The sequence below is a fragment of the Chitinimonas sp. genome, from assembly GCF_041904975.1.
Classification (GTDB): domain Bacteria; phylum Pseudomonadota; class Gammaproteobacteria; order Burkholderiales; family Chitinimonadaceae; genus Chitinimonas.
On record NZ_JAYRLZ010000036.1, the window covers coordinates 6219 to 23031 of the forward strand.

At 60.5% G+C, this 16813-nt stretch carries 16 protein-coding genes; 7 read left to right on the forward strand and 9 right to left on the reverse strand.

Annotated elements, in window-relative coordinates; all coding sequences use genetic code 11:
* Together ACE3OH_RS05665 and ACE3OH_RS05670 are read right to left on the reverse strand one after the other, a co-directional pair.
* Positions 1 to 1228: hypothetical protein (locus ACE3OH_RS05665; protein WP_374349397.1), on the reverse strand; the 1228-nt coding region annotated here is incomplete at its 3' end.
* 5 nt (positions 1229 to 1233) lie between these two features.
* Positions 1234 to 1923 (reverse strand): response regulator transcription factor, encoded by a 690-nt coding sequence (locus ACE3OH_RS05670; RefSeq protein WP_374349399.1) that lies wholly within the window; start codon positions 1921 to 1923, stop codon positions 1234 to 1236.
* 280 nt (positions 1924 to 2203) lie between these two features.
* On the opposite strand from ACE3OH_RS05670, the gene ACE3OH_RS05675 reads away from it, so the two are divergent.
* On the forward strand, positions 2204 to 3469 hold the full coding sequence (locus tag ACE3OH_RS05675) for an SPFH domain-containing protein (protein WP_374349400.1): 1266 nt from the start codon (positions 2204 to 2206) through the stop codon (positions 3467 to 3469).
* A 70-nt stretch (positions 3470 to 3539) separates the two neighbouring features.
* A complete protein-coding gene (locus tag ACE3OH_RS05680) occupies positions 3540 to 4949 on the forward strand; it encodes a hypothetical protein (RefSeq protein WP_374349402.1) in 1410 nt (469 codons plus the stop codon).
* 140 nt (positions 4950 to 5089) lie between these two features.
* Here the strand turns inward: ACE3OH_RS05680 and ACE3OH_RS05685 are convergent, their stop codons facing one another.
* From ACE3OH_RS05685 to ACE3OH_RS05695, 3 genes are all read right to left on the reverse strand, one after another.
* Positions 5090 to 5473: a darcynin family protein gene (locus ACE3OH_RS05685; protein ID WP_374349403.1), complete on the reverse strand. Its 384-nt coding sequence runs from the start codon at positions 5471 to 5473 to the stop codon at positions 5090 to 5092.
* Positions 5474 to 5609: 136 nt separating this feature from the next.
* Complete coding sequence (locus ACE3OH_RS05690; RefSeq protein ID WP_374349405.1) at positions 5610 to 6473, reverse strand: SDR family oxidoreductase; 864 nt, start codon at positions 6471 to 6473, stop codon at positions 5610 to 5612.
* A 102-nt stretch (positions 6474 to 6575) separates the two neighbouring features.
* Positions 6576 to 7235 (reverse strand): O-methyltransferase, encoded by a 660-nt coding sequence (locus ACE3OH_RS05695; RefSeq protein WP_374349407.1) that lies wholly within the window; start codon positions 7233 to 7235, stop codon positions 6576 to 6578.
* Positions 7236 to 7364: 129 nt separating this feature from the next.
* Between ACE3OH_RS05695 and ACE3OH_RS05700 the strand changes: the two genes are divergently transcribed.
* The 3 genes from ACE3OH_RS05700 (at position 7365) to ACE3OH_RS05710 (ending at position 10281) form a co-directional block, all read left to right on the forward strand.
* The gene (locus ACE3OH_RS05700) at positions 7365 to 7997 is read left to right on the forward strand and encodes a TetR family transcriptional regulator (RefSeq protein ID WP_374349408.1); all 633 of its coding nucleotides are present in this window, start codon (positions 7365 to 7367) and stop codon (positions 7995 to 7997) included.
* Positions 7998 to 8013: 16 nt separating this feature from the next.
* On the forward strand, positions 8014 to 8205 hold the full coding sequence (locus ACE3OH_RS05705; protein ID WP_374349410.1) for a hypothetical protein: 192 nt from the start codon (positions 8014 to 8016) through the stop codon (positions 8203 to 8205).
* Positions 8206 to 8430: 225 nt separating this feature from the next.
* Positions 8431 to 10281, forward strand: a complete 1851-nt coding sequence (locus ACE3OH_RS05710) for a fibronectin type III domain-containing protein (RefSeq protein WP_374349412.1) — start codon at positions 8431 to 8433, stop codon at positions 10279 to 10281.
* 91 nt (positions 10282 to 10372) lie between these two features.
* Here ACE3OH_RS05710 and arfB read toward each other — a convergent pair whose 3' ends face one another.
* Complete coding sequence (gene arfB / locus ACE3OH_RS05715) at positions 10373 to 10777, reverse strand: alternative ribosome rescue aminoacyl-tRNA hydrolase ArfB (RefSeq protein WP_374349413.1); 405 nt, start codon at positions 10775 to 10777, stop codon at positions 10373 to 10375.
* Between the two features lie 17 nt (positions 10778 to 10794).
* A complete protein-coding gene (locus ACE3OH_RS05720) occupies positions 10795 to 12774 on the reverse strand; it encodes a helicase-related protein (protein ID WP_374349415.1) in 1980 nt (659 codons plus the stop codon).
* A gap of 62 nt (positions 12775 to 12836) precedes the next feature.
* On the opposite strand from ACE3OH_RS05720, the gene ACE3OH_RS05725 reads away from it, so the two are divergent.
* On the forward strand, positions 12837 to 13610 hold the full coding sequence (locus tag ACE3OH_RS05725; RefSeq protein WP_374349417.1) for a DUF2310 family Zn-ribbon-containing protein: 774 nt from the start codon (positions 12837 to 12839) through the stop codon (positions 13608 to 13610).
* Between the two features lie 132 nt (positions 13611 to 13742).
* On the opposite strand, the gene ACE3OH_RS05730 is transcribed toward ACE3OH_RS05725, so the two are convergent.
* Complete coding sequence (locus ACE3OH_RS05730) at positions 13743 to 14738, reverse strand: zinc-dependent alcohol dehydrogenase family protein (protein ID WP_374349419.1); 996 nt, start codon at positions 14736 to 14738, stop codon at positions 13743 to 13745.
* A gap of 126 nt (positions 14739 to 14864) precedes the next feature.
* Between ACE3OH_RS05730 and ACE3OH_RS05735 the strand changes: the two genes are divergently transcribed.
* Positions 14865 to 15767 carry a LysR family transcriptional regulator gene (locus tag ACE3OH_RS05735; protein ID WP_374349420.1) on the forward strand — a complete coding sequence of 301 codons (903 nt, stop codon included), beginning with the start codon at positions 14865 to 14867 and terminating at the stop codon, positions 15765 to 15767.
* 221 nt (positions 15768 to 15988) lie between these two features.
* Here ACE3OH_RS05735 and ACE3OH_RS05740 read toward each other — a convergent pair.
* On the reverse strand, positions 15989 to 16813 hold an 825-nt coding region (locus ACE3OH_RS05740), incomplete at its 5' end, for an MBL fold metallo-hydrolase (RefSeq protein ID WP_374349422.1).

Here is a 16813-nt window from a genome sequence, read left to right on the forward strand (position 1 = left end):
TGCCGGCCTCGATCACCAGCCAGGCAATAAAGATTGCCAGCAACATGGCGCCGACAAACCACGATACACGGGTAGCTACCGCGGCCAGCCGCCGATTCACCCCGCGCACATCGCCGGTCAGGGTGAATTCATAGCGGCCCAGTGCGGTAGCAATCTGCTGGCTGTGCACGATGGGCTGGTCAAAACCGTCTACCACCAGCCGGCGCACAATCGCCTGCACCCAGCGCCAGGCCGGGTCCTCGCCATCGCTATTGCCGACGATACGGATCAATTCCGCCGCGCCGCCCAGCTTGCGTATGCTCAGGGTTTCGCCGGGCAGTAGCAGGGGGCGCAGATCAGCCAGGGAAAACGGCGGTACCGCGCCAGCGCGTCCGGAATCGAGCAGGGCCGGGCCATCGCCGGGCGCCAGCATCTGCACCGCCACTTCGATGCGATCCAGATCAGCCGGCGGCCAGACCGGTGAGGCGCCCGAAAGCAGATCATCATGCAAGGCGGTGATCGGCAAACGCACCGAGAAAAAACTGCGGTGTTGACATGGTTCGCGTACCGCTGGCTTGCCGGCGTCGCTCAACACACAGTGGCGGTCCTGCCATAGCCAGCCACGGAAATCGCGCACCGGTCGGCTTTTGCTGTAGTCCTCGCCGCGCTCGACAAAGCCGGTCAGCCGGCCATGGCGCTCGTCGCCATCATCAAGCGTTTCAAATGGCGCCAGCCAGCGGTATTGCTGGCCGCGCAGGCTGACCGCCACCCGCAGCCGATGCGCGCCGTCCAGCCGCGCTTCACCGCGCGGATGGGCCAGCAGTTTTTCGCTGTGAAAACGCCCCACCACATAGATAAAACCACCAGCCCAAGGGTTGTTGCCCACCGCCACGCACAGCGCGCCATCTTCGCCGTACTGCACCTGGCAGCCGGCCATTTCCACCGCCTGCTGCGCCTTGTTCTGGTCATCAAAGTCGATGGCAGCAAACGGCAGCAGTAGCGGGTGCAGGGCAGCACCGCCGGTCGAGCTGGCACCGGGGTTGAGCAAGGCCAGCTGCCCGGCCGGGTGGCGCAGTTTGCCGGCAATCTGCTCGGCAGTTTTGTCGACGCCGTCGCGGTAGCTGCGATAGCTGAGTGCCTTTTCCTCGCGTAGCAGATACAGCGCCAGCAACACAGTGGCGCAGGCCAGCAGCAGGAAAGCCAGGCGAAACAGCACCCGCAGGCGGAAGGACAGCAGCCAGGTCAGCATTGAACTCAGGCCGTCCAGCGAAAGCCGCGCATCGGGATATTCTCGATGCCGTCAAAGCCTTCGTCGATCTCCTTGAACGCTTCGCGGATGGTGGAAACATGCTTGCGGACATTGTCGCGATTGCGGCCGCTCTTCACTACCTGGAACAGCTGGTCGTACGACACCACCTGGCCGCGGTGCTCATACAGGGTGATCAGGATGCGCTGGGCGGTCAGCGGCAGATTGATGCGCTGGCCGCGCCATAGCGGTGTGCTCTGCCGCAGCGGGTCGATGGTCAGTTCCTGACTGGGCGCGGCGGCCGGTGCCGCTTCGGTTTTCGGTTTGGCCGCCCGCAGCATCGCCAGAAAGGTATCGATGAACTCGCTCTCTTCGAAGGTGGACTTTTGCAGGTAATCCCAGGCATCCAGCGCCTTCATGATGCTGCGGTAAATCGCTGCCGGCATCGCCGACACCACCAGCACCGGCGTGCCATGGCGTTTATTGATGGCATTGATGATCGCTACCCCGGCATGGCGCTCGCGGCCTAATTCAATGTCCAGCACCACCAGGTCGTAGCGCTCGCGCTCGATGGCCGCTTCGGCGTCATCGCGATTGAACCACTGCACTACCTCGATGCCGGGCTTGGCGGCTTCAATCCAGCCCTTGAGCTGATTGCTGGTGGGCGGGTCATCTTCGATTACGGCGACTTTATGCATGGCGCGCTCCCGGCGCTGGCTTGGAGATTCGATTCGCGTTTACAGAACCAGACTGACGCTCTACTCGCGGGCAAAGCCATTATCGCCGCGCCGCCCATGCACCGGTGTGAGTTTTTCTTCCGCAAGACGCGCCAGTCCTTCCGACTGCCGGATGAATGTCGCCCCGCCGCGCCTTTGAACCTTCCCTGCCCTGCGGCGCACGATGCATTCCACCGCAGCACCGCATGCAAGGCTGATTCGCACGGTGCTGCCAACCTGGCCGATGAATGGGGAGAAGATCATGTCCGAAGCAGTAAAGGTGATTGTGCAGGCAGTACGCGATTCGTTTAACCGGGTGGGTAGTGTGATGGCCGATAACGCGGTGGTGCTGCGCCGCAATGGCCGTCGCTTGATCGTGGTCGGTTTGCTGGGTGCCAGCGGCTGGGCCATTGCCACCCACCTGCCGTTCCAGAATGTGGGCCGAGGTGAGGCCGGTGTGCGGGTCAACCAGCTGACCGGCGCAGTCAGCGAATTTCGCGAAGGCAGCGTGCTGGTGCTGCCCGGCCTGCACCAGCTGCGCCGCTACTCGCTGCGCGATCAACTCTACCGCCCCACCCAGAGCAGCCGCGCCAATGGCGATGCGCCGTTCCAGTCTATCGAGGGACTGTCGCTTGGCGTCGACCTGACCATACGCTACGCGCTGGACCCAAGCCGCATCGCCGCCACCTCGAAAAACCTGCCGGACAATATCGGCGGCGAGGTGGTGGAGCCAGCGGTACAAGGGGTGATGTACAAGACCTTCACCCGCTACACGGTCAAGGAAATCTTCTCCACCAAGCGGGGTGAGATCCAGCAAAGCATCGAGACGGAACTCAAACCCAGACTGGCCGCCGACGGCATCCTGCTGCGCGGCGTATTGATCGGCAAGGTGGACCTGCCGGCCGACTACCGCAATGGCATGGACCGGCTGCTGGCCGAGGAGCTGGAAACCGAGAAGATGCGCTTCACCCTGGAATTGAAGGAAAAACGGGTCAAGCAGAACGAGCTGGAAGCTGAGGCAGAAAAGGTGCGCAAGGAAAAAGCCGCCGAAGCGGCCGGCAATGAGCAGATCATCGCCGCCAAGGCGCAGGAAGAGGCCATGAAGCATGTGCTGCCATTCAAGCAAAAGCAGATCGAGCAGCGCTCGCTGGAAGCCGAAGCCGAAAAGCAGGCTCGCATCAAGACGGCAGAAGCTACCGCCCAGGCCCGTACCATCGAAGCAGTCGGCGAGGCCGATTCACGCCGCAAGCTGGCCGATGCGGAAATCTACCGCATGGAAAAACTCGGCAAGACCACCAGCGAGCAAATGGCACGCGACGGCGCCCTGATCAGCAAGCATCCGCTGCTGATCCAGAAAACCCTGGCCGACAAGCTCTCGGACAAGATCCAGGTGATCATCGCCCCGCCGCCGGCTGATGGTGGGTTTATCGGCTCCACCTTGCTGGGCGCGTCAGCCCAGAAAGTGCCGGCAGCGCAGGCGCCGACGGAGCCAGAGGCCGGCGACGCGAACACTGAGAGTAAGCAATGAGTGTGATCGCCCAAGAAAAGAAGGCTGATGTTTCAGCCCATCCCGTCCAACGCCACACCGGAAACTGATCATGCTGCTCACCGCCCTCGCCAGCCTTGCCATCGTTACTCAGGATCAAGCCGCCCTGCGTGCCGCGCCGCGCGACAGCGCCCAACAGCAGGCCGTGCTCTACCAAGGGGATATGCTGGAAATACGCGGCGAAAAGATGGACTACCTGCAGGTGTACGACCATAGACGCGAGCGGGCCGGCTATATCCGCGCCAGCCAGGTACGTACCACCAGCACCAAGCCGGAAGAAGCGCCAGAGTTATTGTCGGTAGTCCGCTTTCTGCGCGACACCCCTGGCGCCGAGGCTCTCGGTATTGGCTACACCGCTGCCTACTTCCGGGCGGTTGCACCTGGCGCAGTCAATGTCGAGGCGTTCGATGCGCTGGGCACCATGTCGGAGCGGCTGGCGCGCCGCGCTTCGCAAAAGCTGGCCAAGGGCAACGATGCGCTGATCTCCGCCCATCTGGAGCTGGCAGCCAGCTACGGGGTGACCATGGAAAGCATCGAGCGCGATGGCCGGGTGCAGCTGTGTTACAAGGGCGAGGCCTATCGCCATGTGCTGGCACTGCCGGCCAGCGAGGAGCAACGCGCCCGTGCCGCACTGGCGCTGACCCGACCCGAATGCATGGCGAGCAGCCTGCGGCCGACCGAGCGCCATGCCATCAACAACTGGCGCGCCGAGGTGTTGGACAAGGTCAAGCTGGAAAACCTGCCCGACTACCTGAAAAACCGCCTGCATATGCGCCGCGCCGGCGTGTGGGCTACCCTGGCTTTTGACCGTAGCCGCCGCAACGAAAACCCGCTGGCAGCCGGCGACCGAGCCCTGCAGGAGTTGGCCGCCGTCAGTAAAAGTGATTTGCCCGACGAGGATCTGGCCAGCTACAACGATGCCGCCCTGCGAATCGGCGCCTCGCGCTGGGCGGCCGAGCCAGAACTGAGCACCCCCAACAAGGGGCTGGCGATCGTAACCAGCGCCGGTGAACCCGGCCAGACTTGCGTGCTGCTGGTGGATGGCAAGCACGATGCGAAATCGCCACTTCTGAAGCAGTGCACCTATGGCACGGTATGGACCGCCAGCCAGCGCCCCAGTCCACAGGGCAATGCCCTGGCGCTCGCCGTACAGCCACTCGACAGCTGGCGCGAACAGTGGGTGTTCCATCAGGGTGCCGATGGCTGGCAAGTCGATGTGCTGCCCCCCGCCATTGACGCGGTCGACGTCGGCTATAGCGAATTTGCCGGCTGGGTGCCGGGCGGCAAACAAATGCTGCTGAGCCGCGAAGCACGCGTCGATGGCCGCCTCAAACGCAGCTTCGAGCTGGTGAATCTCGACACCCTGGTCAGCGAGAAAAAGGCCGACAAACCCGAGTCGATTAGCCTGTTCTACCGCTGGCAAGACCCGGCCTGGAAGCGGATGACGGTGAGTTTGCGTTGAACAGCTTTTGGACCGTCTCCGGTCTGACCTCGGCAGCTTTTTGCTATCGGCGTCTCAGTTCAAATCCAGGATTACCCTTCAACCACTCCGGGCTGTTTTGCGGAAATTGATGCCCCGGCATTGAACCGGGGCTTGCGATCTTATTTCGACTGACCAAATACCTCTGTTTCATAATGCTTGGCGTATTCATTCTCAATAGTCGGAATGATCTTTTCTACGGTGAAGTAGTGGCTCCAGAATTCAGTTTCGCGAAGCTCGTTAACCAAGCCGTTATAATGTTCAAGACTGGTTACGGTCCAGACCATGACATCGGTGCAGTCCGCCGTAAATGCTTCCGCATCATAGAATCCCATTTTCGCGCCAGGATAGCGGGCGAGGATGGGGTTCAGCACTCTCCGCCCCCAGGCAAAGCGGCCATTGTCACCATGCGGCGGCAGGGCAAGCCATTCGCGAGTGGTTTTTATCAACCAGAAAATTGTCAGCGGGTTGGTTGCAAGGTCGTATTTTGAGCTGGATTCAGACATTTTTAATTCCATTAATGTTTCGGTGGCGTGGGCAAAGATCATATGCGTGGTGGCACATTCGTCTTTATTGTTGGCCAGGCGTCATGATGCGAGTTGGATGGCTGTTCGAAAAAGCCAGCCAATTTTCGTGGTGTACTTACTTGTAATAGTCAAGCAGATTCAGGTCCTCCAAAAGGCTTGGCCCCTGCGGCGTCCACGCTAGCTTTTCACGTGTTCGCGTACTCGACGCAGACATGTCCGACTTGGCAAAATGGGCAAACCATTCGAAGAAGATTGACTCTCGTGATTCGACAGGCAGATTGAGCTGATGCCCGATACGCTCGGCAATCGCCTTGAATGGCACTGCCTCATCGGCGACCGCGTGATAAACCGATTCGGTCACACCTTGTTCCAAGGCCAGGCGAAAGACGCGTGCAGCATCCTGTCGGCTCACCCCGGCCCAGCAGTTCTGACCGTCGCCAATATAAGCCGACACGCCTTTTTGCTTTGCGATACGAATGAGTATGGGCACAAAGCCATGATCGCCCGCGCCGTGAACCGATGGCGCCAAGCGCACCGTTGCTGCGTGCACGCCGCGCTCTGCCCACTCGCGCGCAGTAGCCTCGGACTTGCGCGGCGAAGCCGGATTCGGCATATCGGTTTCACTGGCCGCCTTGGGCAGACCAAGCAGGCCGGAAGTAACGAGCAGGGGCCGGCCCGATCCTTCCAGCGCGCTGCCCAAGGCATTGATGACCTGGCAGTCTTGCGCGCAATTCTCGGCAATTCGGGAATAGTCTCGTCCCCAAGCGGTATGAATGACCGCATCGGCCGACGCTGCGGCCACGCGCAAGCTATCCAGATCATCAAGCGAGGAGGCGATGGCCTTCATACCCCTGCTGATCAAGTGTGCAGCCTTGCTGCTATCGCGTACCAAGCCTGTCACCGCGTGACCTGCAGCCAGTAAATCCGCGACGACCGCTGAGCCCACCCAGCCGGTGGCTCCAGTTATGAATACATGCATGGAATTTTCCTTTTGTATAAGCCTGTTACGGCGCCAGCCGTTTCATACAAGGCAATGGCCGTTGATTTGCGGCGCCGGAATGTATTTGCTGCTGTTTGCCAATCAAGCGAGGCGAATCGACAGTTCAACATCGTCAGCAAACGGGACTGACAAATAGCCGCCATGGGGATGGCGCACGCGCGCCAGATATTCAGGGCTGAAATCGGCATTGTCGGCAATGATGATTGCTCCAGGTCTCAGGCGACTTTCCAGCAGGTCCAAGACCTCGTTGTAAAGTGCCTTGGCGCCATCAAGCAGCACCAGATCGATGGACTCGGGCAAGTCGGAGGCAAGCGTAGTGAGCGCGTCACCTTCGCGGACCTCCACCAACTTTTCCACGCTACCTTCAGCGAGATGGGCTCGCGCCTGGTTGACTTTTGAAGGTTCAAACTCGGTGGTGATCAGGCGGCCGCCGCCGTTGTCACGCAAGGCTGCCGCCAGGTGCAGGGTCGAGAGGCCAAACGATGTACCAAACTCGACAATTGCGGTCGCGCGGATACTGCGTGCCAGCATGTATAGCAGCGTGCCGGTTTCGCGCGAGACTGGCAGCCATGCCCCCTTCAACAGCTGATAGAGACTCAGGTATTCGGTTTTACTGTGAAGCAAACGCTCGCGCTCCTCGCTCGTGAGTGTTCCGAAGTCAGGGCTGGCGGCCTGGTCGGCTTGTTGGAACAGGCGATCAAGCAGCGCAGAAAACTGCGCATCATGAATGGTGGTGGTCATGGGTTTGTCCGGTTTGGGTTGAGCGCCATGTGGCACATGGTTAGAATGCGATTAATTCGTCGCATTTGCATAATACGACGAATTATTCGCATTTAATATTCGCATTGCTGAAGGAGGCGAAGCGCACCGATGACCAACCGCCGAAACCCCCAGGTCGCCACACGCAAGCAGCCTAAACAGGCCCGTTCAACAGAGCTGGTTGCCACAATCCTGGAAGCAGCTATTCAGGTTTTAAGCAGGGAAGGAGCGCAAAGATTCACGACGGCACGCGTCGCAGAGAAGGCGGGGGTGAGCGTCGGATCGGTGTATCAGTACTTCCCGAACAAGGCCGCGATCTTGTTTCGGCTACAGAGTGATGAATGGCAGCGCACCACCGAGATGCTGCTGGGCATCTTGCAAGACGCCGGCAGGCCGCCACTGGAGCGATTGCGTAGCCTGGTACATGCATTCATCCGTTCGGAATGCGATGAGGCAGAAATGCGTACCGCGCTAAACGATGCCGCACCGCTCTACCGAGATGCGCCGGAATCACATGAGGCGCGGGAGGCCTTTGAGGGAATATTCCAGGCTTTCATGCAGGAGACTTTGCCGAATGCATCGGAGCAAGTTCGTACTACTGCAGGCAATATGATCACCATGACGTTCAGCAGTGCAGGCAAGGCGTTTGCCCAGTCGCCTCGTACTTCCGAAGAAATTTCCGCTTGCGCTGATGCGATGGCTGATATGTTCAGCGCCTATTTGAGTGAACTCGTACGTAATTGAACGGCCAACTAAGCTGGTGTTATCCGAAAGCAAACAGATACCGAGAGGCCGCGAAGCCCGCGTCAATGGCCATCTCAAACGCAGCTTCGAGCTGGTGAATCTCGACACCCTGGTCAGCGAGAAAAAGGCCGACAAACCCGAGTCGATTAGCCTGTTCTACCGCTGGCAAGACCCGGCCTGGAAGCGGATGACGGTGAGTTTGCGTTGAGCTGGCCGGCAAAGTTGGAACGCACTACGCGGCGATCCACGTGAAACAGGAGAGCGGATAGCGGTCGGGCAGTAGCTTGCAGGGAGTGATGTCGGTATCTACAACACAGTCTATGTCTGCGGCCAAGCTGCCGAGGCGGCAATAGTTCATCGAATCGCCGTTGCGACGAAACAGGAACCTGACACTGCAGCATCGCCAGCCTCACCCATCCTTTGCGAGGTCGATATGAAATATCACCTGCTGCTTAGCTACGCCGCGTATTTTCTCTCCACCTCAATAGCTATCGCAGATTCGGCGCCCCATCTCGACCTTGCCGGCGCCACGTTCACCCTTACCATTCCCTACCTTGAATTTGGCAGTGGCAGCAGCAAGCTGGCATATAGCGCCAAGCTCAGCTCCAGCACCCTGGGCAGTTTCAGTCTCGATAGCAGCAGCATCAGAAGCACAACCCTGCAGACGTTAGCCGACACCCCCGCCAGCATTGCTGCCGCTAGCAAGGGCTATACCCTGCGCCTGCCCTATCTCGAATTTGCAAGCGGTGGTGTGAGCAAAGCCTATTCCGTCACGCTGACGACAAGTGATTTGCTCAATTACATCGTTGATACCAGCTCGCTGAAGGAAGTGGCGGTTCGCTCCACGCTGTCGGCTCCGGGCGCGGTAGTCGTTGCCGATGTCGATAAACAGGCTCTGGGTAGCAGCAGTATCGGCTCGTCCAGCAAATTGCAGGTCAGTTGGACCGCGCCAACAGGTTATGTGGTTGATCACTATGAGGTGATCGCAAGCGAAGCGCTGATGAATACACGGGTCAGTGTGTCTTCATCTGCCACCAGTACCAGTGCAACGGTGACGGGATTGAAGGCCGCCACCAGCTATGCGGTGCTGGTCAGGGCCTGCCAGGACGCGGCCTGTGCCAAGTCTGGAAGCGCGGCCGTCGTTCAAGCCACCACTCCTGCCGAGTACTGGCAATTGCAGGGCACCGGCAATACGGTTGCAAGCTTGACCAAGCCGGTAGCGGACGGCAATGCACGTCTTTCAGCCACCCGGTTTGGTGCCGAAGCAGGCGCCAATGCCAATACGGTCCAGTTTTACTACGGACCCAAGGGGGTAAGTGGCCAGTCTGTTGCCAGCAGTGGCGTCGTGTCGGCCAGCAACTCGGCCAGCTATCTGAGCGGTTTTACCAGCTATGCCAACACTAGCGGTGTGCGCTCGCCATCATCGGCCAGTAGCGGTATCAAGGACATCATGACCGGCCAGGGGGTACCGTTGTCGGCCGCCATGGGCGCAAAGGTCCGCTTGTTTTTCGAATCAAACGATGTCGATGGCAAGACCCGCATCTATTCGGTAGATAGTGTCGACGGCTATACCGGCCGCGACTTCAACTCGGGCACTGCCACCACCTGCTCGGCCAGCAGCGACTATCTGCCTAGCGGTGGCTGCCCGGCCACCGTGGTCATTGGTGTGGAAGGTGATGCAGTCAACCCCACCAGCAAGATCAAGGCGGCGCGGCAAAACAAGATCGGTTGGCCTACGCTGACCGACTGGCGCTGGGATGGCGCGGTCGGAACCTTCATGGTGTTTACCATCGACCAGATCAGTGGCTGCACCTCTGCATCGCATAACCATGGTTACGCGGTGTGGAATGGCACGACTTTTGTACCGCAATTTGATGCCAGTGGTTGCCCCAAGGCGTTCAAGAGCGCCCAGGCCGCATTGCCCATGCATATTGGTGGTGCCCGCTACAAGATGTATTTCGGTGACCCATCGGTGACGACCGGTCGCAGCACCAGCAGCAATCTGCCCTTTGTTGGCCCGAAAAAGCTCATCTACGGCGATGGCGAGCTGACTGGCAACAGTACCATCGTGGATTTTGAAGACTGGGAGTCGGTGGGCAGCGGTCGCAATGTCGTGTTTGTATGGCCCAATGGCGAAGTGCTGAACGACACGGCCGAAGGCTATATCGACGATTTCCACTTCCTTACGCCGACTGGGAGCCTCGATATACAGGTGCTGTACCTATCCATTACCGACGGCAGCGTTGCGCCCTTTGCTGCCACCGCTGTTTTGCGCAATCCCTAGCATGTGGTAGTTGAATACCGGCGGCGCGGTCAAGCGCACTCAACGAAGCGATGCCTGGCAGGCGGCTACGGGTGCCGCCCGGTCAGCACAATCAATCTTCCACCCTGCCGCGTAAGGCTTTAATTTGCCCACGCTGGCTCTTGCCCTCCAGCCGCCGCTGCTTCGAGCCATAGGTCGGTTTGCTGGGTTTGCGCAGTTTTTGCACTGTGCAGACTTCGGCAAGCAGATCATTCAGCCGCGCCAGCGCATCCTGCTTGTTCAGTTCCAGGCTGCGGTATAGCTGTGCCTTGATGATCACCACGCCAGCCTTGGATACGCGCTGGTCGTTGCAGTCCAACAGCGCCTGTTTGGCGGCATCGGGCAGGGTTGATGCTCGGATGTCGAAGTGCAGGTGCACGGCACACGACACCTTGTTGACGTTTTGCCCGCCGGCGCCCTGGGCGCGGATCATGGTGAATGCAACCTCGGCAGCGTCGATTTGCAATGGTGATTGCATGCAGCGCTCTTTCCGTCCTAACGCCTTGGCTTGCGGCCGAAGCTGCCGCCACCGCGTTTGGCCTGCGGCTCGCGCCGCTCGCGGCGTTGCTGGGTATTGCGCTGTGCCAGAAAGCGGTCGATCTTTTCCGAGGTGGACTGCATCAGCATTTGCGCCAGGTCTTCATCCGGGAAGGTTTCCGGCATGCGGTAGCCGAGCCAGGCATAGGCGGAATACAGCTTGCAGGTGTCTTCCAGGTATTGCAGCTCGTTCTTGCCACCCATGCCCTCCATGCGCAATAGCGGTGCCTTGCGTTTGTCGGCCCGGCATTTCGCCCAGTCCTGCAGCGCGCGCTCCAGCATCGGAATCTTGGTGGAGATCGGGCACAGGCTCAGGGTATAGCGGTCGGCCAGCGACAGCTTGAGCGCATCGAGCCATTTCGCCTTGTCCATCTGGTCGCTTAGATTGGCGGGCAGGAAGAACTCGTCGTGCACATTGATATGCTTGGTAAACAACTCCAATAGCGCATGCAGGCGAGTCTCGCCGGTGGCGGAGGAAATCTGTTCGAGGTAATCCAGATTCGGCGCCACATAAAAGCCGGTATCGGGCAGTTGCTCCAACTTCTGCTTGAGCAGGGCGCCGATGATCTTGTGGGTGTTGAAATCGAGGCCACACACGAAACCGGCTGCGTGCTCGCCGTAGCGTCCGGCGCGGCCGGCAATCTGCTTGGCCAGGGCCGGCGCCAGAATGCCTTCGGCGTAGCCGTCCCACTTATTGGCGGTGGTAAAGATCACCCGGCGCGCCGGCGTGTTGAGGCCCATGCCGATTGCATCGGTGCCGACGACGATTTTGGTTTCGCCTTCGATAAAGCGCTCGGCCTGTGCCTGCCGCACCTCGGGCGACAGATTGCCGTAGATGGCCGATACCGCCCAGCCTTCGGCCATTACCTGGTCGCGCCAGTTCAGCACCTCGCGGCGCGAGAAGGCGATCAGCACATCGCCGGGCTTGAGGTTCTTCAAGGAGCCCAGCGGCTGCTTTTCCATCTCCAGCGGCGATTTGCGCTGCAATTCGCGCACTTCGAGCGTGCCGCCCACCCGCTTTACCAGTGATTCGATCGCTTCGCGAGCTTCCAGCGCACCGAGCAGGTAGACGGTCTTGGCGGGTACGCCGCATACCGCTGCGGTCCAGGCGGCGCCACGGTCCGGGTCGTCCAGCAGCTGGATTTCATCGATCACCGCCACATCGATCGGTCGGTTCGGGTTGAGCATTTCCACCGTGCTGGCGACATGGGTGGCATCAGGATGCAGCTTGCGCTGCTCGCCGGTGATCAGGCTCACTGCCACGCCGGCATCGAGCAGGCGATGGTAATTCTCCAGTGCCAACAGGCGCAGCGGTGCCAGATAGGCGCCAGAGCGGGCCTTGGCCAGATGCTCCATGGCGGCGTGGGTTTTGCCCGAATTGGTCGGCCCCAGCACGGCAATGAAATGGCGCTGCATGCCATGCGCGGTAACAAAGGATTCGGGATAGAGCGACAGATTGACGGCATTGTGAGTGCGCTCGGCCTGGCGGTTTTCGGCGTGCTTGAATTTCGCCGCCTCGATCCGGTCCAGCGCCAGCGTGCAGCGCAGCCGGGCGATCTCATACTTGGCAATAAAGGCATGCAGGGCGCTGCTCGGGTCGAGCTCGTATTGCCGCGCCGTGCTCATGATCACCTCGGCGCACTGCATCAGCTGCGCTTCGAGCTTGTCGCGCGCTGCGTCATTCCAGCGCTCCTGCAATAGCGCCAGGCGTTCGCTCACATCGAGCTTGCGCCATTTGCTGACCTTGCCGAGAAAGCCGGCATCGGGCACCAGGTGATAGGGCACCACCCGCTTGGCGACGATGATTTCGCCGAATACCGACACGGCATAGCTGCCATCGGTAGTGACCAGCGTGGCGCGCTGGGCGGTCAAGTAATCGGTGAGAGCGGTGGCTTCGGTTTGCGCTGTGCCGGCAGATTCGGGTAGGTTTTCACTCATGGGCGCGGATTGTACGCTGCCCACCGCAGTGGTGGCGTGGCGAATGACGGGAAGAAAGTCCTATGCGAGTGTACCGGTTGGAGTTCGTGGCGGCAGGTCGGACCTTGGACGACGACGAAATCGAGCTGATCTCGGCCCTGCTGGGTACATTGCGGATGAATGGTCAGATTTATGGCCGGGAATTCCCGTTCTACAGGGCAGGCGAGGCTGTCTGTGCGCAGGTGATGGTGCCCGAAAGCGGTGCGCTTGATACGAATCACCGCGGCCGCTATGTCGCCCGCGACTATGAACGACTGCGAGTCGCCAGGGTTCAGGTCAGTCATGTGGATCTTGGGTCAGAGCTCGACAGTCAGCCCGCTTGCCAATGCCAGGCGCCCAGCGCTTACCTGCTGTCGACCAATTATCTGGCCATCGTTTCGCCAATTGACTGCCTGGACTGTGGCGGCGCCGTGCCGCTTTATCGTTTTGCACCGTTTGCTAGCGGCGAATACAGCGAATTGATCAGCTGGCAATCGGACTACCAATCTTGCGACCACCTGCAGATGAACTGCAGCACCCTGGTTCGCGCCGGGATGCGCGAAATATCGCGGCTGGACAGCGCCTTGAGTCGCCGCGGTCTTGACTACGCAGCGCAATTGGCCGCGGGCTGTGGCCGACCCGTTTACTACTATCTTTACCGCTACGGCGCCCGCAGCCTGCGCCAAGAGCGCGCGCGGCGCTGTCCCGGCTGTGGTGGCGAATGGCTGCTGGACACGCCAATACGTTGTTTCGATTTCAAATGCGATAACTGCCGGCTACTGTCGAATATTGCTTGGAATGTTCGCGACGGTGCATAGGTTTGGCAAAGCACACGCTCGGTGCTCAACATTTTTTGGGCGCGACAATTGCGATAGGGGGAATTGGTGGTCGAGTCCAAGCAAAATGGCGCCCACCGGGCGCCATTTCTTGCGGCGTACATCTATCGCTGATCAGCCTTGCGTGGGCGTGATCAGAATCTTGCCCGCGCGCTCACCGGCTGCAGCTGCTGCCACCGCTTCCTTGATTTGCGAGACATCGTATGTCGCCTGGATGCGGGTGGACAATTTGCCTTGGGCGATCAGGCCGGCCAGTTGCGACAGCAGGGCGAACTGCTGCTCGGGCGGGGTGACACGGTACCAGCGGGCCAGCCAGAAGCCCTTGAGGCTGATATTGCGGAATACCAGCTCACGCGGTGAAACCACGCAGGGCTCGCCGCTCAGTGCGCCATAGTTGACGATGCTGGCGCCTTCGCCAAGGCTCGCTGCCAGGCGCATGGTGGCCGGTCCACCAACCGCGTCGATGCCGAGCTTGATGGCCGCACCGCCGGTGGCCGCCTTGACCCGTTCGGCCAGGTCATCGCCATCGACCAGCACCACATCGCCACCGAGCGCCTGCACGCCGGCCACTGCGGATTCGCGGCGTACCACATTCACGGTTTTGAGGCCGCGCAGCTTGGCCAGCTGCACCACATAGCTACCCACGCCGGAATTGGCGCTGTTCTGCATGATCCAGTCGCCAGCCTGCAGGTCGGCGTATTCGCTCAACAGCAGCGAGGCGGTTGGCGGGTTGACGGTGAGCATGGCCAGTTGCTTGGGGTCAGCTTCGTTCGGCAGTGGCACCAGGCGGGCGGCAGGGGCTACCACATGGCTGGCCCAGGTGCCGGCGCCAGCCGGCAGCAGCACGGTCTGGCCGATGGCCGGGCCTTGCGTGTCCGGGCCCAGTTCAAGCACGCGGCCTACGCCCTCGCTACCACCAACGGCAGGCAAAGGTGGCAGCACGCCATATTGGCCGGTCAGCATCAGCACATCCGACGGGTTGATCGGTGCGGCCAGCACGGCAATCAGTGCCTGACCCTGGCTCAGAACCGGGTGATCGAATGGCACTGCATCAATCACGGCTTGTGGGATCGGGCCGCGTTCACTGTATTGGGCTTTGAGCATGGTCATATCGGCTTCCTTCACTTGGGTGGGTTTCGATGGATGCATCTTAGGGCAAGCCGACTCACGGCAGAATCCATTGCATTAGCCAAATTCTTTTGTCTTAATGGCAATAATCAAACTCGAATCGCCGCCATGGACAAGCTGCGCGCCTTGCAATACCTGATCAAGGTAGCCGATACCTTGAGTTTTTCGCGTGCCGCCAAGGCGTTTGGCGTACCGGCCTCGTCGATTTCGCGCCGCATCAGCGATCTGGAAGCCGAGCTGGGCGTGCAATTGCTGCACCGTACCACCCGTACCGTGCAACTCACCGAAATCGGTAGCCAGTATCTGGCGCAGGCGCGCAACGGCCTTGCCCTGCTGCACGACGCGGAAGAGCTGGTCGGCGTGCGCGGCAGCACGCCCAGCGGCACCTTGCGCATCAGCGCCATGCCCAGCTATGGCCAGCTGCTGCTGATGCCGGCGCTGATTGCGTTCAGCGAGCAATATCCCGATATCGTGCTCGATGTGCATCTGAGCGACGCGGTGGTCGAGCTGGGCCGCGACCAGATCGATATCGCCATTCGGGGCGGCCGCCAGCCGCAAGACCGCGTGGTGGCACGCAAACTCGACCCGAACCGCTTCGCCCTGGTCGCATCGCCCGGCTATCTGGCGCGACATGGCACGCCACGCACACTGGACGATCTGCAGGATCACCAGGCGCTGCTCTATCGCGGACCGCACGCTTTGATCAAATGGCATGGCCTCGATCAGGACGGCTGGCGCGAGCTGCCCTTGACGCCCGCCTTTATCAGCAATGACGGCGCCAGCCTGATGGCCATGGCGCGCCAGCATCGCGGCATCGTGTTGTTGCCGGAATGGGGGCTGAAGGATGATCTGCGGCGCGGTGATCTGGTCGAGATCGAACTCGATCAACCGGTATCGGTGGGGCGCGGCGGCGAGGCGGGCATTTACCTGCTCTACCTGCAAACCCGCTACCAGATTCCCAAGGTGCGGGTGGCGGTTGAATTTCTGATCAGGGAGCTGGGGCAGGAATAGGGCCGGCTGATGCCTACCTCGATATTGCTAGGTCGGAACCTGTTCCGACTGCCATGTTTGCCCTGCGCTCACGCTTGCCTGCTGCGGTCGGAATGAATTTCGTCCGAGCACTGCAGCCTCAGTGCTCGCTGCGAAGCTTCTGTGTTCCGGTTCGTGGTGAGAACAGATACGGTAGCTGGTACGCAGGCGCGGTGATGTGGCTTCGGCTCATGAGCGCTACATCAGAGCTCGACTTCCAGCCCCTCGTAAGACAGACACACCTGCAAGTCGCCCAGCTCCGCAGCCCGGCGCGCCAACACCTCGGCAAATACCGCCTCCAACGCATCGTCGCTGCGCGTCGGCTCGTGATGGGTGCAGTACAGGCGCTTGGCGCCAACGCGCAAGGCCATGTCGATGGCCGAATCGAAGGTGCCATGGCCCCAGCCACGCTTGCCGGCGGCGTATTCTTCGCGGGTATACGAGCTATCGACGATCAGCACGTCGACATCGCGCATTGCCTCGTCTACCGTGCGTTGCTTGTCGTCGATCAGTGCCTGGTATTCCGCCCAGTCCGGATCATCAGCCTCGTAGATATTGAAATAGGGCTCATGGTCGCCGGTAAAGAACAGGCTTTTGCCATTGCAGTCGATCCGATAGCCCAGATCCACCACCGGGTGGCTGAGCAAGGTGTTGGTGATGCGCGCGTCGCCCACTTCCACCGTGTCGCCGATCGATAGCGTCTCGTATTCAATGCGCGCCTTCATTTCCGCCTCGCGCACCGGGAAATAGCTGTATTGCAGCTGCACCGCCATCACCTGCTCGGCACCGAGCCCGGTGACCGGGTCGCGCGCGCCGTACAGGCGCACGGTATTGCCGGGTATGAATAGCGGAATGAAAAACGGCAAGCCCTGGATATGGTCCCAGTGGCTATGGGTGATGAACACATGTGCCCTGACCGGCAATTCAGCGAGCAGCTTCTGCGCCAGGGCAAAGATGCCGGTACCGCCATCGAGAATGATCAGGCTGCCGTCGTCGCTGCGCACTTCGATACAGGTGGTATTGCCACC